At 71.9% G+C, this 25,994-nt stretch carries 24 protein-coding genes, 2 tRNA genes and 1 pseudogene; 21 read left to right on the forward strand and 6 right to left on the reverse strand.

Annotated features, from left to right (window positions below; translation table 11 throughout):
* Positions 1–5: 5 nt before the first annotated feature.
* The 9 genes from FZC61_RS19585 to FZC61_RS19625 all read left to right on the forward strand — a co-directional run bounded on the left by FZC61_RS19585 (position 6) and on the right by FZC61_RS19625 (position 7,981).
* Positions 6–965, forward strand: a complete 960-nt coding sequence (locus tag FZC61_RS19585; protein WP_246142805.1) for a flagellar motor switch protein FliM — start codon at positions 6–8, stop codon at positions 963–965.
* The gene (gene fliN, locus FZC61_RS19590; protein ID WP_148615858.1) at positions 962–1,840 is read left to right on the forward strand and encodes a flagellar motor switch protein FliN; all 879 of its coding nucleotides are present in this window, start codon (positions 962–964) and stop codon (positions 1,838–1,840) included. The genes FZC61_RS19585 and fliN overlap by 4 nt, the downstream gene beginning before the upstream one ends.
* A 1-nt stretch (position 1,841) precedes the next feature.
* The gene (locus FZC61_RS19595) at positions 1,842–2,387 is read left to right on the forward strand and encodes a flagellar biosynthetic protein FliO (protein ID WP_148615859.1); all 546 of its coding nucleotides are present in this window, start codon (positions 1,842–1,844) and stop codon (positions 2,385–2,387) included.
* Positions 2,384–3,313 (forward strand): flagellar type III secretion system pore protein FliP, encoded by a 930-nt coding sequence (gene fliP / locus FZC61_RS19600; RefSeq protein WP_246142806.1) that lies wholly within the window; start codon positions 2,384–2,386, stop codon positions 3,311–3,313. Before FZC61_RS19595 ends, fliP begins: the two co-directional genes overlap by 4 nt.
* A 15-nt stretch (positions 3,314–3,328) precedes the next feature.
* Positions 3,329–3,598 (forward strand): flagellar biosynthesis protein FliQ, encoded by a 270-nt coding sequence (gene fliQ, locus FZC61_RS19605; protein ID WP_148615860.1) that lies wholly within the window; start codon positions 3,329–3,331, stop codon positions 3,596–3,598.
* Positions 3,599–3,611: 13 nt separating this feature from the next.
* Positions 3,612–4,382 carry a flagellar biosynthetic protein FliR gene (locus tag FZC61_RS19610; RefSeq protein WP_148615861.1) on the forward strand — a complete coding sequence of 257 codons (771 nt, stop codon included), beginning with the start codon at positions 3,612–3,614 and terminating at the stop codon, positions 4,380–4,382.
* Positions 4,379–5,512: an EscU/YscU/HrcU family type III secretion system export apparatus switch protein gene (locus tag FZC61_RS19615; protein WP_148615862.1), complete on the forward strand. Its 1,134-nt coding sequence runs from the start codon at positions 4,379–4,381 to the stop codon at positions 5,510–5,512. Before FZC61_RS19610 ends, FZC61_RS19615 begins: the two co-directional genes overlap by 4 nt.
* Positions 5,513–5,627: 115 nt before the next feature.
* Positions 5,628–7,703, forward strand: coding sequence for a flagellar biosynthesis protein FlhA (locus FZC61_RS19620; RefSeq protein ID WP_246142807.1), 2,076 nt, complete (start codon positions 5,628–5,630; stop codon positions 7,701–7,703).
* Positions 7,700–7,981 (forward strand): hypothetical protein, encoded by a 282-nt coding sequence (locus FZC61_RS19625; protein ID WP_148615863.1) that lies wholly within the window; start codon positions 7,700–7,702, stop codon positions 7,979–7,981. Before FZC61_RS19620 ends, FZC61_RS19625 begins: the two co-directional genes overlap by 4 nt.
* A gap of 52 nt (positions 7,982–8,033) precedes the next feature.
* On the opposite strand, the gene FZC61_RS19630 is transcribed toward FZC61_RS19625, so the two are convergent.
* Positions 8,034–10,037 carry a glycoside hydrolase family 31 protein gene (locus FZC61_RS19630; protein ID WP_170286191.1) on the reverse strand — a complete coding sequence of 668 codons (2,004 nt, stop codon included), beginning with the start codon at positions 10,035–10,037 and terminating at the stop codon, positions 8,034–8,036.
* 588 nt (positions 10,038–10,625) lie between these two features.
* On the opposite strand from FZC61_RS19630, the gene FZC61_RS19635 reads away from it, so the two are divergent.
* Complete coding sequence (locus FZC61_RS19635) at positions 10,626–12,245, forward strand: DEAD/DEAH box helicase (RefSeq protein ID WP_170286192.1); 1,620 nt, start codon at positions 10,626–10,628, stop codon at positions 12,243–12,245.
* Between the two features lie 42 nt (positions 12,246–12,287).
* Here the strand turns inward: FZC61_RS19635 and FZC61_RS19640 are convergent.
* A tRNA-His gene (locus FZC61_RS19640) sits at positions 12,288–12,363 on the reverse strand.
* A 50-nt stretch (positions 12,364–12,413) separates the two neighbouring features.
* Positions 12,414–13,097 carry an oligoribonuclease gene (gene orn / locus FZC61_RS19645; RefSeq protein ID WP_281289846.1) on the reverse strand — a complete coding sequence of 228 codons (684 nt, stop codon included), beginning with the start codon at positions 13,095–13,097 and terminating at the stop codon, positions 12,414–12,416.
* A 76-nt stretch (positions 13,098–13,173) separates the two neighbouring features.
* Between orn and FZC61_RS19650 the strand changes: the two genes are divergently transcribed.
* The 5 genes and pseudogenes from FZC61_RS19650 to FZC61_RS19670 form a co-directional block, all read left to right on the forward strand.
* Complete coding sequence (locus FZC61_RS19650; protein ID WP_148615866.1) at positions 13,174–13,716, forward strand: DoxX family protein; 543 nt, start codon at positions 13,174–13,176, stop codon at positions 13,714–13,716.
* Complete coding sequence (locus FZC61_RS19655; protein WP_148615867.1) at positions 13,716–14,432, forward strand: DsbA family protein; 717 nt, start codon at positions 13,716–13,718, stop codon at positions 14,430–14,432. Before FZC61_RS19650 ends, FZC61_RS19655 begins: the two co-directional genes overlap by 1 nt.
* Positions 14,433–14,462: 30 nt before the next feature.
* On the forward strand, positions 14,463–15,494 hold the full coding sequence (locus FZC61_RS19660) for an adenosine deaminase (RefSeq protein WP_148615868.1): 1,032 nt from the start codon (positions 14,463–14,465) through the stop codon (positions 15,492–15,494).
* Between the two features lie 262 nt (positions 15,495–15,756).
* The gene (locus FZC61_RS19665) at positions 15,757–16,320 is read left to right on the forward strand and encodes a manganese efflux pump MntP (RefSeq protein ID WP_148615869.1); all 564 of its coding nucleotides are present in this window, start codon (positions 15,757–15,759) and stop codon (positions 16,318–16,320) included.
* 135 nt (positions 16,321–16,455) lie between these two features.
* Positions 16,456–16,890: pseudogene (locus tag FZC61_RS19670) on the forward strand (SMI1/KNR4 family protein); the annotation flags it as partial.
* 94 nt (positions 16,891–16,984) lie between these two features.
* On the opposite strand, the gene FZC61_RS19675 reads toward FZC61_RS19670, so the two are convergent.
* Positions 16,985–17,443 (reverse strand): MarR family winged helix-turn-helix transcriptional regulator, encoded by a 459-nt coding sequence (locus FZC61_RS19675; RefSeq protein ID WP_148615871.1) that lies wholly within the window; start codon positions 17,441–17,443, stop codon positions 16,985–16,987.
* Positions 17,444–17,538: 95 nt separating this feature from the next.
* On the opposite strand from FZC61_RS19675, the gene FZC61_RS19680 reads away from it, so the two are divergent.
* The 3 genes from FZC61_RS19680 (at position 17,539) to FZC61_RS19690 (ending at position 19,035) form a co-directional block, all read left to right on the forward strand.
* Entirely contained in the window at positions 17,539–17,931 is a 393-nt protein-coding gene (locus tag FZC61_RS19680; protein WP_148615872.1) for a VOC family protein, read from the forward strand.
* Position 17,932: 1 nt separating this feature from the next.
* Positions 17,933–18,676 carry an SDR family oxidoreductase gene (locus FZC61_RS19685; RefSeq protein WP_148615873.1) on the forward strand — a complete coding sequence of 248 codons (744 nt, stop codon included), beginning with the start codon at positions 17,933–17,935 and terminating at the stop codon, positions 18,674–18,676.
* Between the two features lie 285 nt (positions 18,677–18,961).
* Positions 18,962–19,035: transfer RNA gene (locus FZC61_RS19690), tRNA-Arg, on the forward strand.
* 36 nt (positions 19,036–19,071) lie between these two features.
* On the opposite strand, the gene FZC61_RS19695 is transcribed toward FZC61_RS19690, so the two are convergent.
* Both FZC61_RS19695 and FZC61_RS19700 read right to left on the reverse strand, forming a co-directional pair.
* The gene (locus tag FZC61_RS19695; protein ID WP_148615874.1) at positions 19,072–19,884 is read right to left on the reverse strand and encodes a sensor domain-containing protein; all 813 of its coding nucleotides are present in this window, start codon (positions 19,882–19,884) and stop codon (positions 19,072–19,074) included.
* Between the two features lie 29 nt (positions 19,885–19,913).
* A complete protein-coding gene (locus FZC61_RS19700) occupies positions 19,914–21,356 on the reverse strand; it encodes an aminopeptidase P family protein (RefSeq protein WP_246142808.1) in 1,443 nt (480 codons plus the stop codon).
* Between the two features lie 70 nt (positions 21,357–21,426).
* Here FZC61_RS19700 and FZC61_RS19705 point away from each other — a divergent pair, with 70 nt between their 5' ends.
* From FZC61_RS19705 to FZC61_RS19715, 3 genes are read left to right on the forward strand one after another with little or no spacing between them, the layout of a single operon-like run.
* Complete coding sequence (locus tag FZC61_RS19705) at positions 21,427–22,548, forward strand: PrsW family intramembrane metalloprotease (RefSeq protein WP_148615876.1); 1,122 nt, start codon at positions 21,427–21,429, stop codon at positions 22,546–22,548.
* Complete coding sequence (locus FZC61_RS19710) at positions 22,545–24,326, forward strand: dynamin family protein (protein ID WP_246142809.1); 1,782 nt, start codon at positions 22,545–22,547, stop codon at positions 24,324–24,326. The genes FZC61_RS19705 and FZC61_RS19710 overlap by 4 nt, the downstream gene beginning before the upstream one ends.
* Positions 24,323–25,993, forward strand: coding sequence for a GTPase (locus FZC61_RS19715; RefSeq protein ID WP_148615877.1), 1,671 nt, complete (start codon positions 24,323–24,325; stop codon positions 25,991–25,993). Before FZC61_RS19710 ends, FZC61_RS19715 begins: the two co-directional genes overlap by 4 nt.
* Position 25,994: the final 1 nt, after the last annotated feature.

A 25,994-nucleotide genomic window follows, 5' to 3' on the forward strand; every position in this document is an offset into this window, starting at 1 on the left:
GGGACGTGAGCCTGCCGACCTCGTCCCGCGTCGAGGCCCCCCGTGGTGCCGGGGAGCGCGCCCGTGTCGAAGCCGTCCCCTACGACTTCCGTCGACCCATCCAGCTCTCGCGCGAGCACCAGCGGGTCCTGCACGTCGCCTTCGACTCCTTCGCCCGCCAGGCCACGACGGTCTTCACGTCGGCCCTGCGCACGATCTGTCAGGTGACCCTGCTCACCATCGAGCAGCGGTCGTACGCCGAGCACGTCGACTCGCTCGCGACGACGTCGTACCTCACCCTGTTCACCACCGAGCCGATGCCGGGCCGCGGTCTGCTCGACCTGCCGCTCGACGCGGTCATGTCGTGCGTCGACCACATGCTCGGCGGGCCCGGCGACGCGTCGCAGCCGCAGCGCCCCCTCACCGACATCGAGTCCGGGATCGTGCGCGGTCTCGTCGACCGGCTGCTGTCGGAGATGCGCTACTCGATCGAGGTGATCGTGCCGATCGACCCGCAGGTCACGGCGGTCGAGTACAACCCCCAGTTCGCCCAGGTGGCCAGCTCCGGCGACGTCATGGTCGTCATCGAGCTCGAGCTGCGCATCGACGACCGACCGCACCGGATGACGGTCTGCCTGCCCTTCACCGGGCTGCACCCGCACCTGGCCGCCGCAGCGGCCCCGGCCCCGGTCTCGGGCCGCGAGCGCGCCCAGCGCGCCGAGGCCGCGATGCTGCTGCAGCAGACCTTCGAGGACGTGCCGGTCGAGGTCGCGGTGCGCTTCCGCTCCAGCCGCCTCGACCCCGCCGCGCTGGCCGGCCTGCAGCCCGGTCACGTGCTGCGCCTGGTCCACCCGTCGGCCGCCCCGCTCGACGTCACCGTCGGCGACCAGGTCTTCGCCCATGCCACCGCCGGCGCCCACGGGACCCGGCTGGCCGCCCTCGTCGTGGCCACCGTGCCGAGCCCTTCCCACCAGGAGAAGTCATGACCCTGCCCCCGATGCCCGACGTCGCCTCCGACCCGCGCACCCGCCTGGCCCACGAGGTCGCGACCGCCAGCGCGGCCGTGCTGCCGTCGTCCGAGCCGCTCGAGGCCGGTGAGGCGCAGCCGGGGACCGAGCACATCGCGTCCCTCTTCGCCGCCGCCGTCACCGCCGGGCTCACCGGGGCCGTCAACGGCACCGTGACCCTGCTCGTGGGCGAGGAGCTCGTCGAGACGCTGCGCACCAGCCCACTGGGACAGCTCGACGTCGCCGCCGCCCTCCAGCCCGCGCTCGACGCCGCCGCCGCCGCGCTCGGCAGCTCGGTCGGCGCCGGCGCCGAGGCGCCCCTCGACACCGTCGTGGAGCTCCAGGGCGGGGGGTTCGTCGCCGTCCCGCTCATCGGGGCCGGGATCGCCGCAGCGCTGCTCGTGCCCGACGCGACCCTCGCGTCGTCCCTCACGGCCGCGCAGCGCGCCGCCGACCCGTCGGCCACCGGGGCCCCGTCGGCGCCGGTCGAGGAGCTGCACCCCGGGTCCGTCGACCCGGTGAGCGCCATCGAGACCATGGCACCGGTCGGCAGCGCCGTCACCCCGCCCCCCGGCGGCGCGAGCGTGCACCCCATCGCGGCCGGTCGCCGCGGCATCGAGATGCTCCACGGCGTCGAGATGGAGGTGACCGTCGAGCTCGGACGCACCCGGATGGCGGTGCGTGACCTCCTCGCCCTCGCGCCGGGCACCGTCCTCGCCCTCGACCGGGCCGCCGGGGCCCCCGCCGACCTGCTGGTCAACGGCCGCCTCGTCGCCCGCGGCGAGGTCGTGGTCGTCGACGAGGACTTCGGTCTGCGCGTCACCGAGATCCTCGACCACAGCGCTGTCGTCTGACATGGCCGAGCTCGCGATCCGCACCGTCTTCTCGCTCGCCGTGGTGCTGGGCCTGCTGCTGGTCCTCACCCGCGTGGCGGGACGGCGCTACCGCGGCGGCTCCGGCGCCGTGCGGGTCGTGCAGCGCCAGGCCCTGAGCCGGGGGAGCGCGGTCACCGTCGTCGAGATCGGGCGACGCACGCTGGTCCTCGGCGTCACCGAGCAGCAGGTGCAGGTCCTCGCCGAGCTCGAGCCGGGTGAGCTCGAGAGCGTCGGAGCCGACCCCGGCCGTACGTCGACCTCGGCCCTGCCCGCCCGGCCCAAACTCCTCACCGCCCTGCGGCCGACCCCGGCCGTCGCCGCCCACGACCACTTCGCCGAGCACCTCCTGGTCGAGCTGGACCGCACCAGCCCCGAGGGGCCCGGGCGACCCGACGGTCGCCACTCCGCGCGGCACAAGGCGCCCACCGACCGGACGCCGCCCGCCGGCGGCGCTCTCGCCGGCTCGCTGCTCTCGCCCCAGACCTGGAAGCAGGGCTGGCAGGTCATCGGCAGGCGCGCGTCGTGACGCGCCCCGCACGGCACCCCCACCGCTGGGGTGCCGTCCTCCTGGCTGCCCTCGTGCTGGGCCTCGGCCTGCTCCTGGGGCAGCCCGCCGCCGGTCACGCCGCCCCGGCCGACCCCGGTGCCTCGACGGCCCTGACCGCCTCCGCGGGAGCGGTCGCCTCGACCGCGTCGGTGAGCACCGCCGACCCGGGCAAGCCGGGCCCGCAGGGGCCGGGCGGTCCGAAGGGACCGAAGGGGCCGAAGAACAAGAACGCGGGCGACGGCTCGGTCAACGTCAGCCTCGACGGGCTGACCGACAAGCCCAGCACCTCGGTCACCCTGCTGCTGACCATCACGCTGCTGTCGGTGGCGCCGGCGCTGCTGCTGACGTGCACCAGCTTCACCAAGATCCTCGTGGTCCTCGGCCTGACCCGCAACGCGCTCGGGCTGCAGCAGACCCCGCCCAACCAGGTGCTGGCCGGGCTCGCGCTCTTCCTGAGCCTCTTCATCATGTCGCCGGTCCTCAGCGAGATGAACGACCTGGGGCTGCAGCCCTACATGAACGGCGACGCCACCGCGGCCGAGGCCTTCACCGACGGGGTCGCCCCGCTGCGGACCTTCATGCTCGACCAGACCGGTGACGACGAGCTCGAGCTGCTCACCAACGTCGCCCACCGCGACCTGCCGAAGGACCGCACCGAGGTGTCGCTCAGCACCCTGGTGCCGGCGTTCGTCCTCAGCGAGCTCAAGCAGGCGTTCATCATCGGCTTCATCATCTTCATCCCGTTCCTCGTGATCGACATCGTCGTCAGCGGGGCCCTGATGGCGCTCGGCATGATGATGATGCCGCCGGTGATGGTGTCGCTGCCCTTCAAGCTCCTGCTCTTCGTGCTCGTCGACGGGTGGGCGCTCGTCGTGACCTCCCTCGTCCAGAGCTACAACACCTAGCCGCCCGGAGGATCCATGAGCGACACCGACGTCATCGAGATCGCGATGCAGACCATGACGGTGGCCCTGAAGCTGTCCGCCCCGATCCTGGTGACCGCCCTGGTCGTCGGGTTCGTCATCTCGCTGTTCCAGTCGATGACCCAGATCCAGGAGTTCACCCTGGCCTTCGTGCCCAAGGTGATCGCCGTCGGGATCGCCGTGCTCATCAGCGGCAACTGGATGATGCACACCCTCGTCAACTTCACCCAGGACCTGTTCGCCATGGTCCCCGACCTGCTCTCCTGACCAGCCCGACGCCATGACCCTGACCATCGCCGGAGCACCCGCCGTCGGGCTGTTGCTCGCGTCGGTGCGGGTGGTGGCGTGGCTGTTCGTGGTGCCGCCGTTCTCCTCGCGCGCCGTACCGGCGACCGCCAAGGTCGTGCTGTCCGTGGCCCTGGCGATCGCCGCAGCGCCGCTGATGCCGACCACGTCGGTGCCGGTCACCACGGGCGAGCTGGTGCTCGCGGTGTTCAACGAGGTGCTGGTGGGCGTCTCGATGGGCTTCGTCACCTACGTCCTGTTCGCCACGATCGCGTCCGCGGGCTCGATCATCGACGTCTTCGGCGGCTTCTCGCTCGCCCAGGGGTTCGACCCGCTCGGGCTGACCATGAACACCGTGATGGGCAAGCTGCACCAGATGCTCGCCACGGTCCTGCTGTTCGTCAGCGGCGGTCACCTGCTGGTCATCGGCGGGCTGCTGCGCACCTTCGAGATGCTCCCGGTCGGGTCGGCCCCCGACCTCGGCAACGGCGCGCAGGTGCTCTCGAAGGCCTTCGGCATCTTCTTCGTCACCGCGGTGCAGATCGCGCTGCCGATGATCGCGGTGCTCTTCATCGCCGACCTGGGCCTGGCCCTGATGACCAAGGTCGCGCCCCAGCTCAACGCGATCAACGTGATGTTCCCGGCCAAGATCGGGCTGACCCTGCTGCTGGTGGGGTTGTCGTTCCCGGTGCTGCCCGGCGTCGTCGACCGCCTCGTCGAGCTGGCGATGCAGGCGACGTCGGCGATGGCAGGAGGATCGTCGTGAGCGGCGGCGGCAGCGGGGAGAAGACCGAGAAGCCCACCGACAAGCGTCGCAAGCAGGCGCGCAAGGAGGGACAGGTCGCCCGCACCCAGGAGCTCGGTCCCTGGCTCGCGCTGGCCTCGCTGACCCTGGCGGCACCGCTGCTGCTGGGTCGCGAGCTCGACTCCCTCGCGGTGCTGATGGAGCGGGCGCTGCGCGTGATCGAGGACCCGACGGTGCCGCGGGCCGGGCAGCTGCTGCGCGACGCGGGCCGGCACGTGCTGACGGTGCTCGTCGTCCTCGGCGCGATCGTCATGGTCATCAGCGTCGCCGGGACGATCGCGCAGGGCGGGTTCTACCTGGCCACCAAGTCGGTCAAGCCGTCGGCCAAGAAGCTCAACCTGCTCCAGGGCGCCAAGCGGACCTTCGGTCCCCACGCGCTGTGGGAGGGCGTCAAGATGCTCCTCAAGTGCTCCGTGGTGGGGTTGCTCGTGTGGGGCGCGGTGCGCGCGACGGCGCCCCTCATCGGCACCCTCGTGCCGATGGGCGTGGTGATCCACGTGGTCAGCGACCAGACCCTGCAGCTGGTGCGCACCGTCGCGATCGCCGGCATCGTCATGGCGGCCCTCGACTACGCGATGAACCGGCGTCGCACCAACAAGCAGACCAAGATGTCGAAGGAGGACGTCAAGCAGGAGCACAAGCAGTCCGAGGGCGACCCGCTCGTCAAGAGCGCGATCCGGGCACGCCAGCACGCCGCGGCGCGCAACCGGATGATGAGCGACATCCCGCTGGCCGACGTCGTGCTGACCAACCCCACCCACGTGGCCGTCGCGCTGCGCTACGAGGCCGAGCGCGGCGCACCCGTCGTGGTGGCACGCGGTGCCGGCGTGATCGCCGCCCGGATCCGGGAGGTCGCCGCCGAGAACCGGGTGCCGCTCGTGCAGGACATCCCGCTGGCCCGCTCGCTGTACCGCTCGACCCGTGTCGGGCAGGAGATCCCGCCCGAGCTCTTCGCCGCGGTCGCCCACGTGCTGGCCTTCGTCATCAGCCGACGCAACCAGGGGGTCCGCGGCGGTCAGCACCGGTCCCCGCGCCGCGAGGCCGACCTGCCCGCCGTACCGCCGGCCGGGCGACGTCGCCGGGTGGCCTGAGCGTTTTGCCTCAGGTCCACCCCGGCCGTGCCGATGGGACCGCTGACGCCAGGACGGTGTCGCTCACGCCAGGGACGGCGTCCCCACCGTGGCGACCCGGAAGGAAACCCTGGCGATGAAGCGCGTGACGCAGCTCGGCGTGCCCGTCGGCATCGTGATGATCGTCGTGATGCTCGTGGTGCCGTTGCCCGCGATGCTCCTCGACGTGCTCATCGCGGCCAACATCGTCGGAGCGCTCCTCGTGCTGCTGACCGCGATGTTCGTCGGCCGGCCCCTCGACTTCGCGAGCTTCCCCGCGATGCTGCTGGTGATGACGCTGTTCCGCCTCGCGCTCAACGTCAGCGCCACCCGACTGGTGCTCATCGACGGCTACGCCGGCAAGGTGATCGACACCTTCGGGCACTTCGTGGTCGGCGGCTCGCTGATCGTCGGGCTCATCATCTTCGCGATCCTGCTCATCATCCAGTTCGTCGTCATCACCAACGGTGCCGGGCGCGTGGCCGAGGTCGGGGCCCGCTTCACCCTCGACGCCATGCCCGGCAAGCAGATGGCCATCGACGCCGACCTCAACTCCGGCCTCATCGACGAGGACGAGGCCCGCCGCCGCCGCGCGGAGGTGCACGCCGAGGCCGACTTCTACGGCGCGATGGACGGTGCGTCGAAGTTCGTCAAGGGCGACGCGATCGCCGCCATCATCATCACCCTGGTCAACCTGGTCGGCGGCTTCACCATCGGCATGGTGCAGCGCGGCCTGTCGGCCGGCGAGTCGGTCACGGCCTACTCCCTGCTGTCGGTCGGAGACGGCCTGGTCTCGCAGATCCCCGCCCTGCTGCTGTCGGTGGCCACCGGTCTCGTCGTGACCCGCAGCGCCGGCAGCAACGACTCCGACATGGGCTCCGACATCGTCGCCCAGCTCGTCGCGCGCCAGGCGCCGCTGCGCATCGCCGGGTTCGCCGGCATGGCGCTGTGCCTGATCCCCGGCATGCCCAAGATCCCGTTCCTGCTCACCGGCGGCGTCCTGCTGCTGGTCTCGACGCGGGTCCCGGCGCAGGGCCAGGACGGCAAGACCGGCGCCCTGGCCTCCGGCGAGGTCCTGTCGCTGGAGACGACCAAGAACCCCGACCTGCCCGAGACCCTGGTCGAGGAGATGCTCGTCGACCCGCTCGGGCTCGAGCTCGCCGCCGACCTCATCGACCTCGTCGACCCGCTCAGTGGCGGCGACCTGCTCGAGCGGGTCAAGGGGCTGCGACGCAAGATCGCAGGCGACCTCGGGATCGTCGTACCCCTGGTGCGCACGCGGGACGACGTCACGCTGCCCGCCCGTACCTACGTCATCAAGCTCTTCGGCATCGAGGTCGCCCGCGGCGAGGCGCCCCCGGGCACCGTGCTGGCGATCGGCGACTTCCTCGGCTCGCTGCCGGGGGAGGCCACCCAGGAGCCGGTCTTCGGGCTCGAGGCCAAGTGGATCCCGGCCGAGCTGCGCCACCAGGCCGAGCTCGGCGGCGCCACGGTCGTCGACCGCTCGGCCGTGATCACGACGCACCTGTCGGAGATCGTGACGGTCCACGCGGCCCGTCTCCTCGGCCGCGAGGACGTGCGTCTGCTCGCCGACGTCGTCAAGCGGACCCACCCCAACGTCGTGGACGAGCTCACCCCGGCCCAGCTCTCGCTCGGCGAGGTGCAGCGCGTGCTGCAGTGCCTGCTCGACGAGCGGATCTCGGTGCGCGACCTGGTCCGCATCTTCGAGGCGCTCTCGCTGCGGGCCCAGTCGAGCAAGGACCTCGACGGACTCGTCGACGCCGCCCGCGGTGCCCTGGGACCCGGCGTCGTGGCGCCGTACGTCGTCGACGGGCTGGTGCACGTCGTCACCATCGACCCGATGCTGGAGCAGCAGATGCTCGAGGCGCTGCGTCCCAGCGACCAGGGCCCGATGATCGCGCTCGACCCGACCATCCTGCAGACGATGCTGGCGCAGCTGCACCAGTTGGTCACCGAGGCCGAGAACCACAACCAGCGCCCGGTGCTCGTCTGCGCCCCGCAGCTGCGAGCGGCGGTCCGCCGTCTCGTGCGCCCGATCATCGAGCGGGTGCCCGTCTTGTCCTACCGCGAGCTCACCGGCAGCGCGCAGGTGCGCTCCGCCGGTGTGGTCAGCGGCAGGGCCACGTCCCCGACCATGGAGGTCACCGTATGAGCCCCTTCTCCGCCCCGGTCCTCGGCGCCGCCACCGTGCTCGCCTCGTCGGCGTTGTGGCAGGCCCTGGTCGACGAGACGCTCTCGCTCGAGGTCGCCCTCACCCGCTTCGTCGTCGCGGCCGTCGTCGCCTGGGTCGCCCTGTCCGCCCTGGGTGCCCTGGTGGGCAGCCCGATGGCGTCCCAGGGCGGGGGACCCGCGAACGGCTCCGGTCCGTCGACCGGTCCTGGCGACGCCGGCGCGACCGGGACGGCGTACGACGCGGGCCAGGTGACGTAGCGCCCCACTCTCCGCACGCGACCCGCCGGCGACCTGCCGACGACCTGTCGGGTCAGCGGCTGTCGATGCCCAGCCGCCGCGCGCTGGCGCTGCGCACGAAGAGGGGGATGTCGGCGAGCCGGACGTGGACGGTGATGCTGCGCGAACCCGGTCGGGCTCGACCTTCGCGGACGAGTCGTCCGCGAGCATCGACGCGCACGGGCACCCAGCGGCCCCGGGGCAGGTAGAGGACCCGAGTGCGTGCCCCGGGTTCGAGCACCGGCGCGACGAGGAGGTTCGGGCCCAGCAGCCACTGGTCGTCGATCGAACGAGCCGCGGGTGACGGGTCGGCCAGCACGAGCGGGCGCACGGGCCCCAGACCTCGGCCGTCGGCGGCGGCGCGGGTGAGCCGATCGACCATCGGTGCCAGGCGCACCTTCAACCGTGCGTAGCGGCGGTACGCGTCCAGATGGGGCCCGGTCAGCTCGTGCGGGTCGAGCTGACCGTTCGCCGTGGAGTTGTGGACCCGCATGACCGGCGTCAGGGCGGCCAGCTGCGACCAGCGCGTCATCAGTTCGGGGGTGGTGCGCGGAGCCAGGAAGTCGAAGTAACCGCCCACGTCGGTCGTGAAGGTCGGGAAACCGCCGAGAGCGAGGTTGAGCATCGCCGGCACCACGCTCGGCAGCCCGGAGCCCTCTGCCCAGTCGGACGTCTCGTCACCGGGGAAGACGGCGCCGGTAGAGCGCTGGGTTCCGTCGAAACCCGAGCGCACGTAGAAGAAGGGCTGGAAGCCCCGGTGGGTGCGGGCATACGACGTCGCCGCGGCGTCGGCGGCACGGTGGAGCAGCACGGGGTAGCGGTTGTGCATCACCTCGGGTGGTGTGCCGTCGGCGAAGCGCATCTCCTCGCCGACGAACTCCCCGAAGTCGTGCATCCACCCCTCGAAACCGAGGCGCATCGAGCGTCGTAGCTGGGCTTGCCAGAAAGCCGTGGCCCCCGGCTTCGTCCAGTCAATCGCGTAGGTCAGGGCCCCGCGGTTGTTGACGAAGGCGTAGGGCTCGCCGGTCGGGCCCTCGATGAACAGGTCGCGTCGCTCGGCCTCGTCGTACCCGGTGTTGCCAGGGGAGTGGAAAGGGTTCCAGTAGGCCGCGAGGTGGTAGCCGCGCTGCCGCAGCCCGTGGAAGAAGTCGCTGCCGTCCGGCACCTCCTGCCAACCCTCGACGCCCAGGACCCCGAGCGGCAGGCGGAGCTCGCGGGAGCGGCGGACGATCGTGCGCAGGTCGGACTTGACCCGGGCGCCGCCGGTGAAGCCGCCGCCGTTCGGTGCGGCCTCTCCCTCGCCCTGGTTGATGACGTCGACCCAGGGCTGGTAGATCCACGAGGGGGGTGCCGGTGCCCGCCCGACGTCGGCGGTGTGGGCGAGGGCGGAACGGACCAGGCCGCCACCCGCCAGGTGGAGGTCGAGGCCGGCCGATGCGACGCCCCAGCGCAGCCGGTTGCCACGGGACGCGGCCAGGTCGACCCGGGACAGCGTCGTCGCGCCGAACCAGGCGGTCCAGCCGCGGCTGCCGTGCACCGAGGGCTGCACGAGGTAGGCGGCCTGGGGGCCATTGGGGAAGGTGACGTCGCAGCCTGTGGTGGGGCACGTCACGGGCTCGGCCCTCTCGTCGGTGGCGTTCTGCTGCTCCACCCACACGTTGCGCAGGAGGCCTCGCTGATCGAAGGCGTCCTTGCGCGCCCCCAACCCGTAAAGACCCTCAGTACGGGGGGTCCGTAGGGTCGTGATCGTCGAGGCGACCGGAAGGCCCGGTGGTGGACGCACGGCCAGGTCCACCCCACCGCCGGGGAGCGCGCGCACCCGTACCGTCGCCTCGGAGACCGCGGGGGCGTCGGTACGGACGGTGAGGTCCCACCCGCTCACCGTCCGGCGTGCTCCGGTGACCTCGACCAGGGAGACCACCGCCCCGGCCTCCGCGCCGAGGATGCGGTTGCCGGTGAAGAGCGGCAGCGGCCACGTCGCCTCCAGTGCCCTGCCCACGACGAAGCCGACGGCGGGGAACGCGCCCAGAGGTCCCAAGGGCTCCAGCGGGACGGGTCCATCGAGCCCGGGGACGCGGACAGGTGGGCCCTCGTGCCCGGCCACGGTCGAGATCTCTTGGTGTCCGTGCCGGTCGAGCAACGCCACCCGGAAAGGTTCCCGCGTGATCGCGAGGGTCGTGCCGTCGTCCAAAGACAGCCGCAGCACTCCAGTCGGCCGCGTGCCGCTGATGTCGGCCCGCGTCGGCGTAGGGAGGTCGCGGTCGGGCGGGGTAGCGGCCACCGAAGCGGGCGCGGGCGCAGAGGCCAGGCCGAGAACGAGGATCGTGCAGGCGAGGAGACGACGACCGGCGGACACGACCTCATAACGATCGCTCGGTGCGGAAGTCCCGCGGCTTGGCCCGATGAGGACGGAGCAGCGACCTTGATGGCGCTCACCGCTGCCGGTCTGAGCCCCGAGCCGACTCGGGCGAGTCAGCTCTGTGTGAGCGGATGACGTCGGTAGCGTCCGAGGGTGGTCAGTCCTCACCGGTCCGGTGCTCGTCGGCGCAGCCCGTCACCGCGCCGCGGTGGGACTCGGCAGCCGACGCGGCCGTTGCCGACCGCCGGGCCGGGGGAGCGGTTGTGGGTGCTCGACGTGCCGTACGGCACGCAGGTCGACGGCGCGACCTGGCACCCGGCGGTCAAGGCCCACCTCCATGTCGGCCGCGACGTGCCGCCGCACCTGGCGCCGTACGTCCCGGGGCCCCACACGCTGGGGCGGTTCATCGACACCACCCTCAACCCCGGCGATCCGACGCCCGCGCCCGAGGCGACCGACGACCTCGAGCCCCGCAGGGTCCAGTTCGAGGCGGCCGACGCGATCGCGGAACGCGCGGTGGCCGGCGGTCGCCAGTTCCTGCTGGCCGACGAGCCGGGCGTGGGCAAGACGATCGCCGCCGTCCTCGGCGCGACGGCGGTGGGCGACCTTCGCGGCGCGCGGCGGGTGCTGGTGGTGGCCGACCGTCCGGCCGCCATCACCATCGGCCACTGGTGCCGCACGATCACGGCGCTGGGCGACGGGGGACTGGAGTGGGTCGTGGTCACGTGGGACCGGCTCGAGAAGGTCAAGGAGCACGCGTGGGACGTGATCATCGCCGACGAGGCCCATGCGCTGCGGCGTACGTCGACGAAGCGGTGGAAGCTCTGGGCGAGGATCTCGGGGCACGCGAAGCCGCACGACGAGGCCCCCTTCGTGATCGCCGTGACCGCGACCCCCGGCCACACGCCCCTGGAGCTGCCCTACCTGGCGCCCGCGTTCGCGCAGGTGCTCGACGAGCCGATGCGCGAATGGACCTCGGCGACCAAGCCCGACGCCGCGTTCGCCACGGCGCTCGAGCGCCACGGCGTCGGGATGGACCAGGGCCGGTACGGCGCGACCTGGACCACCGACCCAAAGCGGCGCGCCGCCGACCTCGCGCTGGTGCGCGGCTGGCTGGCCGACGAGCGACCCCCGGCGATGCTGCACCGGGCCGCGCCGTGGGGGCCGGTCCCGATCTCCGGCATGCCGGTGACGCTCAACCCGGCCGAGCGCGCGGCGTACGAGGCCGAGTGGGGTGAGTTCTGTCGCGAGATGGACCTGGCCCGACAGGGCCGCAACGTCGCCCAGGGTCGGGCCGCGCTGCTGCGCTTCCGGCAGAAGGCCGGGCTGATCCGGGTCGACTCGACGGTCGCGTGGATCGCCCAGCAGGTCGACGCCGAACGACAGGTGGCGTGCTCGGTCGAGTTCGTCTCGACCGCCGCCGACCCCATCGCCGACCGGCTGCGCAACGCGGGGATCGAGGTGGCCTCGATCTACGGCCGCGACCGGTTCGACGCCGAGGCGGAGCGGCTGCGGTTCCAGACCGGCCAGGCGAAGGTCTGCGTCTTCACCACGGTCGCCTCGATCAGCCTGCACGCAGGCGAGACCCTCGCCGACGGTCGTCAAGCGAGCACCGAGCCGCGCGTCGGCGTCTTCCACCAGGCCCGCTTCTCGGGCATCGCCGCCCGGCAGGTGACCGGACGCACCCACCGCGACCACCAGGTCTCGCCCTGGCACGTCGCCTACGCCGAGGGCACCGTCGAGGAGCAGGTCGGCAAGGTGATGGTGGAGCGGATCGCCGCCGCGTCCGACACGGTGGGCAGCGACACCACGGGGCTCGCCGACCTCGCGCAGCTCCTCGGGGCCGACTGGCTGCCGCCCGCGAGCCTGACCGAGGACCGCGTCTGACGAGCGAACCCCCGGCCTGCACAGGCCGGGGGTTCGTACGACTGGGGTGAGTAACGGGACTCGAACCCGCGACATCCGCCACCACAAGGCGGCGCTCTACCAGCTGAGCTATACCCACCACGACCTGCTCGGCGTGCACCGTGCAGGACCGGAAGAAGTGTAGGGGACCTACGTCCCGGGCGCAGAATCGGATACCGGATCGGATGCCGGATCGCCCGGCACCGGGGGCGTGGGGCCCAGCCCGGTGAGCGCGCCGCCGTGGCGCTCGGCCACGACGCGGGCGCTCGCGGAGTCGGGTCCAGGGGCCGGCACGAAGACCGTCTCGCGGTAGTAGCGCAGCTCCTCGATGCTCTCCTGGATGTCGGCGAGGGCGCGGTGGTTGCCGCGCTTGACCGGGGCCGCGAAGTAGGTGCGCGGGTACCAGCGGCGCGACAGCTCCTTGATGGAGGAGACGTCGACGATCCGGTAGTGCAGGAACCCATCGAGGTCGTGCATGTCGCGCGCGAGGAACGCGCGGTCGGTCGCCACGGTGTTGCCGGCCAGCGGCGGGCGGCTGTCGGCCCCGCAGTGCTCGCGCAGGTAGGCCATCACCTCGGCCTCGGCCTCGGCCAGGGTGACCCCGTGCTCGAGCTCGTCGAGCAGGCCGGACGTCTCGTGCATGGTGCGCACGAACGGCACCATCTGCTCCAAGGCCTCGGCCGGCGGCTTGATCAGGATGTCGACACCGTCGCCGAGCACGTTGAGGTCGAAGTCGGTGACCAGGGCGGCGACCTCGACGAGGGCATCGGCGGTCAGGTCGAGACCGGTCATCTCGCAGTCGATCCAGACCAGGCGGTCGTTGGCGGCACTCACGATCGATCACCCTACGGTGCCGCGGCCCGGATCGTTCTCAGGACCGACTCAGTCACCGCGTCTAGCGTCGGGCCACGTGAACGCATCGGCCAAGCAGTGGCTCGCGCTCGGCGCCCGCCTCGTCGTCGGCGGCGTCTGGATCTGGGCCGGCCTGGCCAAGCTCACCGACCCCCTCGGCAGCGTCCGCGCCGTCCAGGCCTACGACCTGCTGCCCACCTCGCTCGTGGAGCCCGTCGGCTACACGCTTCCGGCCGTCGAGGTCGTCATCGGCCTCGCCCTGGTCGTCGGCGTGATGACCCGCGGCGCGGCCGTCATCTCGGTCGTGCTCTTCGCAGGGTTCGCCATCGGCATCGCCTCGGCCTGGGCGCGTGGCCTGGAGATCGACTGCGGCTGCTTCGGCGGCGGCGGCTACGACCCCGACGCCGCCTCGAAGTACCCGTTCGAGATCGCCCGCGACGCGGGACTGGCCCTGGCCTCCGTACTGGTGGTGTGGGTCGGACCTGGCCGGTTCGCCCTCGACTCGGTGCTGTTCCGACGACGTACGACCGACGACCTCGAGTGCGAGCTCGACGACCTCGACCGCGGCGCCCGCCGCCAGGACCTGGAAGGCGTGGACTGATGGCCGGCAGGAGCAGGGCCGAGACCAGGGCGACACAGCGGGCCGAACGCCTGGCCGAGCTGAAGAAGCAGGCCCGGGCCCGCGAGCGCCGCCGCAACCTGATGGTCGGCGGGGTGGCCGCCGCCGTGCTGGTGCTGGTCGGGGTGGTCTTCTACGTCGTCAGCCAGGGCAACAACGTCGACGCGACCGCCGCCGGCCAGAGCGACTACGGCGTCACGATCGGCCCGGACAGCGCGCCCCACAAGGTGGTCGTCTACGAGGACTTCCTGTGCCCGTTCTGCGGCCGGCTGGAGGCCGCGACCCACAAGCAGCTCGCCACGCTCGCCGACGACGGCAAGGTCCAGGTCGACTACCGGCCCTTCACCCTGCTGACCCGGTCCGACTACTCCGCCCGCGCGACCAGCGCCTTCGGGGTCGTGCTCGACACCTCCGGCCCCACGGTCGCCAAGAAGTTCCACGACCTGCTCTACGCCGACCAGCCGAGCGAGACCGCGACGACGTTCCCCGACGCCCAGTGGCTGATCGACAAGGCCGTCGAGGCCGGCGCGGACCAGGGCGCCGTCAAGGCCGGCATCGAGGCCGGTGAGAACGACTTCGCGCGCGAGGCGACCCAGGACGCCCAGGTCGCCGGTGTGACCGGCACCCCGACCGTCCTGGTCGACGGCAAGGTCCTCGCCAACGCCGACGGCCAGACGCTGCTCGACGCCGTGCAGTAGGCCGACCTGTCGTCTGGCAGCATCCTGCTGGTGACCGAGAACCCGTCCGCCCACCGGCTCGCCGCGTTCGTGGCCGACCTGCCCAAGGCCGAGCTGCACGTCCACCACGTCGGGTCGGCCTCGCTGCGGATCGTCTCCGAGCTCGCCGAGCGCCACCCGGGCACCGTGCCGACCGAGTCCGAGGCGCTGCGGGCCTTCTACGAGTTCCGAGACTTCGCCCACTTCATCGAGGTCTACCTCGCGGTCGTCGCCCTGATCCGGACCCCCGACGACGTGCGCTACCTGACCTACGAGGTCGCCCGTGAGCTCGCGACCACCCAGTCGGTCCGCTACGCCGAGCTGACCTGCACGCCGTACACCTCGGTGCTGGCGGGCATCGCGATCGAGGACTACACCGACGCGATCGAGGACGCCCGGGTCGCCGCGGAGCGCGACTTCGGCCTGGTGCTGCGCTGGATCTACGACATCCCCGGCGAGTTCGGCCTGCCCGCCGCCGACGCGACGCTCGGCTACGCCCTGGACCACCGAACCGACGCGCTCGTCGGCTTCGGGCTGGGCGGACCCGAGGTCGGGGTGCCGCGGCCCCAGTTCGAGCCGCACTTCACCACCGCCCGCGCCGCCGGGCTGCACTCGGTGCCGCACGCCGGTGAGACCACCGGCCCCCAGACGGTGTGGGACGCCGTACGCCTGCTCGGCGCGGAGCGGATCGGTCACGGCACCTCGTCGGCCTCCGACCCCGCCCTGCTGGCCCACCTCGCCGAGCGGGCCATCCCGCTCGAGGTGTGCCCGTCGTCCAACGTCGCGACCCGGGCGGTCGCCTCGCTCGACGAGCACCCGCTGCGGCAGTTCGTCGAGGCCGGGGTCGTGGTGACGATCGGCTCCGACGACCCGCCGATGTTCGGCACGACGCTCAACCGTGAGTACGAGATCGCCGCCGACCTGCTCGACCTCGACGAGCACGGCGTCGCCGACGTCGCCCGGGCCGGGGTCGCTGCCTCCTTCGCCCCCGACGACGTCAAGGCCCGCCTGCACGACGAGATCGCGGCGTACGTCGCCGGCTGAGCCCGACGGAGCCTGGCGGGTCCGATGCGGCCGGGCTGGCCCCGCTCTGGCAGACTGGCGACATCGAAGGGGAGTAGTTCCCGTCCATCGTCCCGCTCGCGGGGCGCGGAGGTGCATCGACATACTGGCGGCCACGGTCGCCCGGTGCACCGCCCGGCTCGACCGTCAGGTCGGACCCGGGTGAACGAGACCTTCGGCACGTCACCCGTGCCGGAGCGACCCCTGGTTCTTCCGGCAGACACCTACCGGAAGGCCCTCCCTCATGTCGTTCCTCACCCTGTTCCTCATCGCGGTCGGCCTGTCGGCCGACGCCTTCGCCGTCGCCCTCGGCAAGGGCCTGCAGATGCGGCGCCTGTCGGCGCAGGGCGTCCTCGCGCTGGCCATCACCTTCGGTCTCTTCCAGGGCCTGATGCCCGTGCTGGGCTGGGCGGTCGCGACCGGCTTCAGCGACTACGTCACCTCCGTCGACCACTGGATCGCCTTCGGCCTGCTCGCCGTCATCGGCGCCAAGATGATCTGGGAGGCCTTCGGTGACGACGAAGGCGATGAAGGCGACGGCCGCGTGCCCTTCGTCGAGCTGATGGTGCTCGGCGTCGCCACCAGCATCGACGCCCTCGCGGTCGGCATCAGCTTCGCGTTCCTCGACGTCTCGGTCGCCTTTGCCGCCGTGCTGATCGGCGTCACGACGTTCGTGCTGACCGCGGTCGGGGTCTTTCTCGGGCACCGGGCCGGGGTGAGGTTCCGCGGGCCCGCCGAGGTCGTCGGCGGGCTCGTGCTGATCGGGATCGGCCTCAAGATCCTGCTCGAGCACACCGGGGTCGTCTGACTGGGTGCGTCCCTCACGCGCGCCGAAGCGCCCGACTTTGCCGAGGGTCGGGCGCATGGGGTTGCCTCTTGGCAGACTCCCTCCGCGTGACCGTCTACGAGCCCGTCGTGTCCCCACCGCCCCCCCGCGACTGAGCAGCAGCTCGAGGCCGCCGAAAGCGTGTTGGGCTACGTCCTTCCTGACACCTACAAGAGCCTGTTGCGCGAGCAGAACGGCGGTTACCTCGCGCGGACACGCTTCCCTACCGACCTCGCGTCGTCCTGGTCAGAGGAGCACATCGCTGTCGAAAGGCTGCTGGGGGTAGGCAATGCCGATGCTGCAATCGACGGCAAGTTCGGCAGTCCCTACATGGTGCACGAATGGGACTACCCCGACATTGGGCTCGTCATCTTCAACACTCCCAGCGCAGGTCACGACACGGTCATGCTCGACTACACAGCCTGCGGGCGAGGTGGGGAGCCATCGGTCGTCTATATCGACGAGGACCGGGTCCCCCGGAACGTCGCACCCACCCTTGCGGCATTTCTTGACGCCCTTGCCGCCGAGGCAGCGACCGACGACGGGCTGTGAACCTCATCCGCCCGACTCTGCCGCCATGAGGGCTCCGCCTGGTCATGCCGCATCGAAGGCTCCGTCTGGCTCGTCCGACCCACGGGTAGTGCGCTCAACCGGGCTGATTGTCGACCTTGAGACTGGCGAGCTTGTTCAGAGCGTCGCGGACTTGCTCAGAATGGGATTCCCCGAGGCAGGCGCGAAGATCCTCCTCCAACGCCGCGACCTCCGTCTCGGCAGCCTTCAGCAAGGATGCGCCTTCTTCAGTGAGGTGAAGCTCTCTGACGTGGTGGTGTAGCGGGTGAGCGCGACGCTCCACCCAACCTCGCTCCTCGGCCCGAGCGACCAGAGTGGTGATGTTCTGTGGGCTCACGCCCAGACGCCGGGCCAGCTCTGCCCCGGTCAGGCCGGGAGCGACAAAGACGTTCATCAGTACCCCGTACTGGGCGTTCGAGAGTCGCAGCCGTTTTAGGCGGGCTTCCTTGAGCGCCTCGACCGCCAGGAACGCGCGACGCAACGACCAGATGACGCGATCAGCGGGCGCTGTGCCGGCGCTTTGATCTCCACTCATGCTGCCACCCTAAAGGAGATGCTTGTTATCAATATGTTGATGCCCTTCAATATGTGAGTGCCAGCAGCTCGCTGTCGAGGACAAAGGGAGACGCCATGACGACGAAGTTAGACGGAATTATGATCTGGGTCGCTGACGTGCCGACCTCGGTGCGGTTTTACGACGAGGCCTTCGGGATCGCAGCCCGCTGGGTCCGCGACGAGGGTGACTACGCCCAGCTCGAGACGGGCGAGACGACGCTTCAACTGGCTGCCCTGGCAGCGGCGCCGACCAGCGGCCTGCAGATCACCCCCCACCAGCCCGACGGACCGGCGGCTGCGGTCCAGCTCTCGCTGGCGGTCGACGACGTGCTGGCTGCGGTGACCACGGCGGTCAAGGCCGGAGCGGTTCTGGCGGTGGAGCCGGTCACCAAGCCCTGGGGTCAGGTCGTGGCCTACCTGCGTGATCGTGACGGCGTCCTGATCGAGCTCACCGGGGACGGTCAATAAGGTGAACGGCCTCGTAGTCCTGATCACCGGCGCCACCTCTGGAATCGGACTGGGACTAGCCCTACGCATGGCGGCTCGCGGGGACCAGGTCATCATCAGCGGGCGAGATCCGGAAAAGGTCAAGCACGTTACCGAAGCACACCCTCAGCTCGCCGGCATCGTCATCGACGTCCGCGACCTCGCCTCGATCCGCAACGGGCTGGCAGAGGTGGCCGAGCGTCACGACGGCCGTCTGGACATGCTGGTGAACAACGCCGGGATCCAGCGACGCCTGAACTTCACCAACGAGCAGCTGCCCGACCTCGATCTCGTCGCTGACGAGGTTGCTACGAACCTCACCGGCTTCATCGGAGTCACCACGACTGCACTTCCGCTACTCCGGACAGCACCGTCGGCGACCGTCGTTCACATCGGCTCGGGCCTCGGACTGGTACCCCTGGTGGCCGCACCCGTTTACTCGGCTACCAAGGCAGCGGTGCACTCCTTCACGATCAGCCTGCGAGCGCAGCTCGCGGACAGCAACGTGAGCGTCGTTGAGGTGATCCCGCCCGCCGTGGTGACCGAGCTCCACCGCGACCAGCCGTCACCGCCGCCACGAGTAATGGCCCTCGACGACTTCCTCGACGCCACGATGAAGGGGCTGGACGCCGGCCGACCCGAGGTCTACGTCGGACTCACCAAAGCCCTCCGCATCGGAGCACGGATCTCGCCACGCCGGTTCCTCAGCATCGTCAACAAGCCATGACCCCGTGAGTAACGCCGCTGCCGGGCTCGGCCTTGAAGCGCAAGCCGCGAACCCCGTCACAGGCGGCCCACCGCCGAACTGCCACCCCGACCGGGTTGCCATAGTCGGCCACCATGCCGCCATACGGGATCCGCCCGACCTTGCCGCGTACGGTGCGCGGGCATGCCGAAGATCGAGCCGTGGCTCGCGCGTCGGACGATGCCGAAGTAGTGAACAACCGGCGCACGGTGTGCAGCGCGTGGTCACGATCAGGGTGCCCGGTCGGCGGGATAAGGTGGCGGAGTTGCCTCCGTAGCTCAGTTGGATAGAGCAGCGGGTTTCTACCCCGACGGTCGCGGGTTCGAATCCTGCCGGGGGTGCTGGTGAGGCGCTGGTTCGTTGCGTGCCGGCGGAGGTCAGCCCAGCTGGTCGGCGACCCGTCCGGCCTGCAGGGCCGCGAGGTCGTCGGTGCTGTCGAGAACACCGCTGGTGTCCTCGCCGAGCGTGTAGGTGCCGACGATCGAGATGAACTGACCGCTGAGGGCGACCACGAACTGGTAGGCCAGGTCGAACGACTGCCCGCCCGAGGCGATGGTGCCGGTCATGTCGACCCGCAGCTGGTCCTCGGCGCCGGGCAGGTCGACCGAGTCGTCGTAGGCGATGTCGAGGGAGAACGCGACGCCGTCCTTGTCGGTCGTGTCGACCGAGGTGCACTGCTGGAGCGTGTCGGTGAAGTCGGCGAAGGCGGGAGCGACCGCGGAGGCGTCGGCGTAGGCCTCGATCTTGGACGAGACCGCGCTCTGGCCGCCGTCGCCCTCGGCGGTGTACTCGACCTCGGCCTCGCTGTCGGGCTCGAAGCCCAGGGCGTCGCTGAACTGGCCGATGTCGCCCAGGCAGGTGCCCTCGAAGGTGTCGTTGGTGTCGTCGGTGCTGTCGGCGGGGCTCTGCGTGAAGCCCGCGGGCACCTCGTCGGCGGTCACCAGGACCGCCGTCAGCTCGTCCTCGGTGGGGACGGCGGCGCTCGAGGTGTCGTCGGTCGCCTCGGTGCTCGGTGCGTCGGACGTCGTGCTGCCGTCGGCCTGGGCCGCGGTTGACGACGGGTCGTCACCGGCGGAGGAGTCGTCGTTGCCCCCGCACGCGGCCAGGGCCAGCGCGAGCAGCAGTGCGGTGGACGCGGCCGTCGTACGGCGGCGCAGGGACGTCGAGGTGCTCAGCAGGGGGGTGTCCACGGCGCAGGACCCTACGCGAGACGCGGGGGTCAGCGCCGGTGAACGCCCATCCACGCCTCGACGTCGTCGGCACTGCGCGGCAGCGACGCCGAGAGGTTGCGGGCGCCGTCGGCGGTGATGAGGATGTCGTCCTCGATGCGGATGCCGATGCCGCGCAGCTCCTCGGGGACGAGCAGGTCGTCCTCCTGGAAGTACAGGCCCGGCTCGACGGTGAGCACCATGCCCGGCTCGAGCGCGGCGAGCTTGTAGGCCTCGGGTGCGGCCTGGCCGCAGTCGTGGACGTCGAGGCCCAGCATGTGGCTGGTGCCGTGGAGGGTCCAGCGGCTGTAGACCTTGGACTCGGGGTCGAGCGCCTCCTCGACCGAGACGGGCAGCAGGCCGAGGTCGCCGAGGCCGTGGGCGAGCACCGTCATCGCGGCCTCGTGGGTGCCGGTGAAGGGCAGGCCGGGCCGGCACGCGGCGATGCCGGCGTCCTGCGCCTGCAGCACCAGCTCGTAGAGGTCGCGCTGCAGCGGGCTGTAGCGCCCGCCCACGGGCAGGGTGCGGGTGACGTCGGCGGTGTAGAGGTGGCGGCCCTCCACGCCCATGTCGAGCAGGATCAGGTCGTCGGACTTCACCGGGCCGTCGTTGTCGATCCAGTGCAGCGTCGTGGCGTGGGAGCCCGAGCCGACGATCGAGTCGTAGCCGATGTCGTTGCCCATCGCGCGGGCCCGGCGGAAGAAGGTGCCCTCGATCCAGCGCTCGCCGTGGCGCAGCACGTCGTCCCACTCGCGCACGCAGTCCTCGAAGCCCAGGGCCGTGATGTCGCAGGCCTCCTGCAGCTGGGCGACCTCCCAGTCGTCCTTGACCAGGCGCATCTCGGAGATCACCCGGGCGAAGTCGGTGTCGAGGGCCCCGTCGGCGAGCACCTGGCGGTCGACCTCGAGGGAGACGCCGCGGTGGACACGGGTCTTGCCCGAGCCGGCCAGGGCGTCGGGCAGCCGGTCGATGTGGCGCACCGGGAGTCCGAGCGCCGACGACATCTCGCCGAGCGAGGGCCGCTTGCCGACCCAGAGCTGGCCGTAGCTGCGGTCGCGGAAGAACTCGTCGGTGTCGCGCCCCGAGCGCGGTCGCGCGTAGAGGACGGACTCGCCGTCGTCGATGACCAGCACCGCGTCGCTGAGCTGGTTGCCGGTGAAGTAGGCGTGGGCGGTGTCGACCCGGAAGCGGTAGTCGGTGTCGTAGGAGCGCACCTTGTAGCCGCCGCCGGGCAGCACCAGCCGCTCGCCGGGGAACATCGCGGCCAGCCGCGCACGGCGTTCGGCGGTCCGGTCGGCGAACGCGCCCCGCGGTACGACGACCTCGCGGTCGTCCCAGCCGGTGCGCATGAAGGCGGAGTAGGCCTCGGGCACGGCCGGGTCGTGCGACTCGGTGTCGAACGCGGTCTCGCCGGTGGTGTCGCTGGTGCTCGCGTCGGTGCTCTGGTTGCTCACGGCGTGCACTCTACGCGCGCGGACACAGCCGCGGCCGGTGGCCGGGACCCGCTGCGGATAGGCTCCCCCCATGCCCGGCCGCCGTCTCGACAGCGTCACGTTCACGGTCGTCGTGACCGTGACGGTGGGTCTCGGCGTTCTGGTGATGCTCGCCGTCCTGGCGTTGTCGGGGGCGCCTACGGTGACCCTGGTGGCCACGGTGCTGGCGGCGCTGCCGGTCGTGCCCCTCGTGGCGGCGTACCTCTGGCTCGACCGCTACGAGCCCGAGCCGACCTCGTTGCTGGTCTACGCGATGCTGTGGGGCGCCTTCGCGGCCACCGCGATCGCCATCGTCGTGGGCGGCATCGGCGGGCTCTTCGTGCCGGTGACCGGCCACGCCTCCCTGGCGGTCGTCGCCCCGGTCACCGAGGAGGCGGCCAAGGGCTTCTTCCTCCTGCTGCTGCTCTGGTGGCGCCGCGCCGAGCTCGACGGCCTGCTCGACGGCATCGTCTACGCCGGCATGATCGGCATCGGGTTCGCCTTCACCGAGAACATCCTCTACCTCTCCGCGGCCTACAACGGGACCGACGGCATGGGCCCCGGCGGCATCGCCGGGGTGACCTCCACCTTCGTGCTGCGCTGCGTCTTCAGCCCGTTCGCCCACCCGCTGTTCACCGCCTTCACCGGCATCGGGATCGGCATCGCCGTCGGCTCGCGCAGCCGCTCGGTGCGCGTGCTGGCGCCGCTGGGCGGCTACCTCGTCGCGGTGCTCGCCCACGGCGCCTGGAACGGCTCGACCGTCTTCGGCGTCGCGGGCTTCGGCCTCGTCTACGTCGTGCTGATGCTGCCGGCGCTCGGCGGCCTCACGGCTCTGGCCCTGTGGGCCCGCCGTTCCGAGGCCACCATGCTCGCCGCGGCCCTGCAGGACGCCGCCCAGCGCCGCCTGATCCCGGCCACCGACATCGGCTGGGTCGTCGACCTGCGGGCGCGACGGGCGGCCCGCCTGCACGCCCAGCGCACCGGCGGCAAGGCCGCGGCCCGGGCGATGGCCGACTACCAGCAGGCCCTGATCGAGCTCGGGTTCCTCCACCACCGGCTCCTGCGCGGCACCGCGCCCGACGACTGGCAGGAGCGCGGCGCGCTCCACGTCGCCCGCATCCGCGAGGTCCGGCCCCACGTCGCGTTCCCCGGACAGGTGGTCCCCACAGCATGAGCAAGAGCACCAGCACCCCCCCAGAGCCCCCCACCCCGACGGTCGACGAGAGCCGCATGGTGACGGCGCTCGTGCGCCTGCGCCAGGCCCTCGGCACCGCCGAGCTGCCCCTCGACCTGCCGGGCACCGACGACCTGCGCGCGTCGCGGGGCGCGATGGTCGACCAGCTCGAGGACTACGTCATCCCGCGCCTGATGACCCTGCAGGCGCCCCTGCTCGCGGTCGTCGGCGGGTCTACCGGGGCCGGCAAGTCGACGCTGGTCAACTCGCTGGTGGGGGAGCGGGTCACGACGTCCGGCGTGCTGCGCCCGACCACGCGGTCACCGGTCCTGGTCCACCACCCCGACGACGCCGAGTGGTTCGGCCAGGACCGGCTGCTGCCCGACCTGGTCCGCGTCCACCACACGACCGACGACCCCGACTCGCTGCAGCTGGTGGCCTCGACCGCGGTGCCCGCCGGGCTGGCGATCCTCGACGCCCCCGACGTCGACTCCGTCGAGGAGCGCAACCGGCTGCTCGCCGCCCAGCTGCTCGCGGCCGGCGACCTGTGGCTGTTCGTCACCTCCGCCGCGCGCTACGCCGACCAGGTGCCCTGGGGGTTCCTCAGGCAGGCCGCCGAGCGGTCCACCGCGGTGGCGATCATCCTCGACCGCACCCCCGACGAGGCGATCCAGACCGTCTCCACCCACCTGGCGCGCATGCTCGCCAGCCGTGGCCTGAAGGACTCGCCGCTGTTCGTGGTCACCGAGGGCAAGGTCGACGACCAGGGCCTGCTCGACGCCCACCACGTCGTCGAGATCCGCAGCTGGCTCGAGACGCTCGCCGACGACGTCGACGCGCGGACCGTCGTCGTGCGGCAGACCCTCGACGGCGCCGTACGCGCCATCACGCGCAGCGCCTACCCGGTCGCCGACGCGTGCGCCGCCCAGATCGAGATCGCCACCAAGCTCAAGGACGACGTCGACCTCGCCTACGACGTCGCGATCGCCGACGTGAGCGCGGCGACCGCCGACGGCACGCTGCTGCGCGGCGAGGTGCTCGCCCGCTGGCAGGAGTTCGTCGGCACCGGCGAGCTGCTCCGCTCGCTCGAGACCCGCGTCGGCGGCCTGCGCGACCGGCTCGTCAACACCATCAAGGGCAAGCCGCAGCAGGCCGAGCGCGTCACCGTCGCGGTCGAGTCCGGCCTCGAGACCCTCGTGCTCGAGCACGCCGAGGCGGCCGCCGAGCGCGCCTACCGCGCCTGGTCGCAGCAGCCCGCGGGCGCCGGCCTCCTCCAGGACGCCCCGGGCGACCTCGGCCGTGCCTCGCGCGACCTGCGTCGTCGTACCGAGCAGATGGTGCGCGCGTGGCAGGGCGAGGTGCTCGACCTGGTGCGCGCCGAGGGCGCCGACAAGCGCACGACCGCGCGCTTCCTGGCCTTCGGGGTCAACGGCCTCGCGGTGTCGCTGATGGTCGTCGTCTTCGCCCACACCGCCGGCGTGACCGGGGCCGAGGCCGGTGTGGCCGGCGGCTCGGCCGTGGTCGGACAGAAGCTGCTCGAGGCCGTCTTCGGCGACCAGGCCGTGCGCACCCTCGCCGAGCGCGCACGCCGTTCGCTCGAGCAGCGGGTCACCGCCCTGCTGAGCGACGAGCGGGCCCGCTATCTTTCCCGGGTCGACGCACTCGGGCTGCGACCGGACGCGGCCGAGATGCTGCGCGAGGCGGCCCGTCGCGTCGACGACCTGCGCTACCAGGCCGCCAAGCCTGGCAAGACCCCCCCGCCTGGAGACACTCTGTGACGTCACTGCTCGAAGGCGCCCGCAAGCTCGTCACGCGTGGCACCGAGCTCGGTGCCCGTATCGACGCGCTCGAGGCCGCCGCCTCGGCCGCGCGCGGTCGCGTCGACGGCGCCGTGGTCGACGAGGCCGAGACCATCGCCTCCCGCGCGGCCGGTCGGCTGCGCCTCTCGGCCGACCACACGGTCGTCGCGATCGCCGGCGCGACCGGGTCCGGCAAGTCCTCGACCTTCAACGCCCTCACCGGCCTCGAGCTCTCCTCGACCGGCGTACGCCGACCCACGACGTCGTGGGCGACCGCGTGCGTGTGGGGCAAGGCCGGCGCCGAGGAGCTGCTCGACTGGCTCGGCATCCCCGCGCGCCACCGCACCATGCGCGACTCGCTGCTCGACTCCAGCCGCGACTCCACCCCCGCCGGGCGTGCCGACCGCGAGCTCGACGGCGTCGTGCTCATGGACCTGCCCGACCACGACTCCACCGAGGTCAGCCACCACCTCGAGGTCGACCGGCTCGTCGTGCTCGCCGACCTGCTCGTCTGGGTGCTCGACCCGCAGAAGTACGCCGACGCCGCCATCCACGACCGCTACCTCGCGCCCCTGGCCTCGCACGCCGGGGTGATGGTGGTGGTGCTCAACCACATCGACACCGTCCCCGAGGACCGGCGCCAGGCGATGGTCGACGACGTACGCCGGCTGCTCGACCTCGACGGGCTGGCCTCGGTGCCGGTCTTCGCCGTCAGTGCCCGCGCCGGCATCGGCGTCGACGACCTGCGCGCGGAGATCGCCTCGCGGGTCGCGGCCAAGAAGCTCACCCGGCAGCGCATCGAGGCCGACCTGCGGGCCGCCGCGGGCGCGCTCGACGAGGCCGGCGGCACCGGCGACCCCCGTCAGCTGTCCTCCGCCCGCGTCGACCAGCTCGAGGAGGCGTTCGCCGACGCCGCCGGGGTGCCGGTCGTCGTCGACGCCGTCGAGCGCTCGACCCGGCTGCGCGCCGGCCGGGCGACCACGTGGCCCGTCGTGTCGTGGGTCTCGCGGCTCAAGTCCGACCCGCTCAAGAAGCTCCACCTCGACCTCGGCTCGTCCGGCGAGGCGCTGTCGGGCGGACGCCGCCCGCGGTTGCCCGAGACCACGCCGGTGCAGCGCGCCCGCATCGACACCGAGGTGCGCGCCCTGGCCGACGACGCGTCGGCCGGGCTCGGTCCCTCGTGGGTCGCCGCCGTGCGCCGTGCGTCCACCTCGCGCCTGACCGAGGTCGGCGACCGGCTCGACCGCGCCATGGCGAGCACCGACCTCGGCGTCGACCAGCTGCCCGTGTGGGCCGGCCTGGTCCGGGTCCTGCAGTGGGCGCTGATTCTGGTGGCACTCGCCGGTGGTGTGTGGACGGCCCTGCTCGTCGTCGGCGGCAACCTCGCCGACGAGGCGCCCCAGGTGGCCGGAATGCCGCTGCCGCTGCTGATGCTGGTCGGTGGGGTCGCGCTCGGGGTGCTGCTCGCCCTGGTCTGCCGCGTCCTGGTCGCCGGCACCGCCCGCACCCGTGCTGCGGCCGCGGAGCGGCGGCTGCGTGGAGCGGTCCACGACGTCGCGGCCGAGCTCGTCGTCGCTCCGGTGGCGGCCGAGCTGGCGGCGTACGCCACGGTGCGCAGCAACGTCGCGACGGTCCTCAAGGAGTAGC

The sequence above is a fragment of the Nocardioides rubriscoriae genome (assembly GCF_008087085.1).
Taxonomy (GTDB): domain Bacteria; phylum Actinomycetota; class Actinomycetes; order Propionibacteriales; family Nocardioidaceae; genus Nocardioides; species Nocardioides rubriscoriae.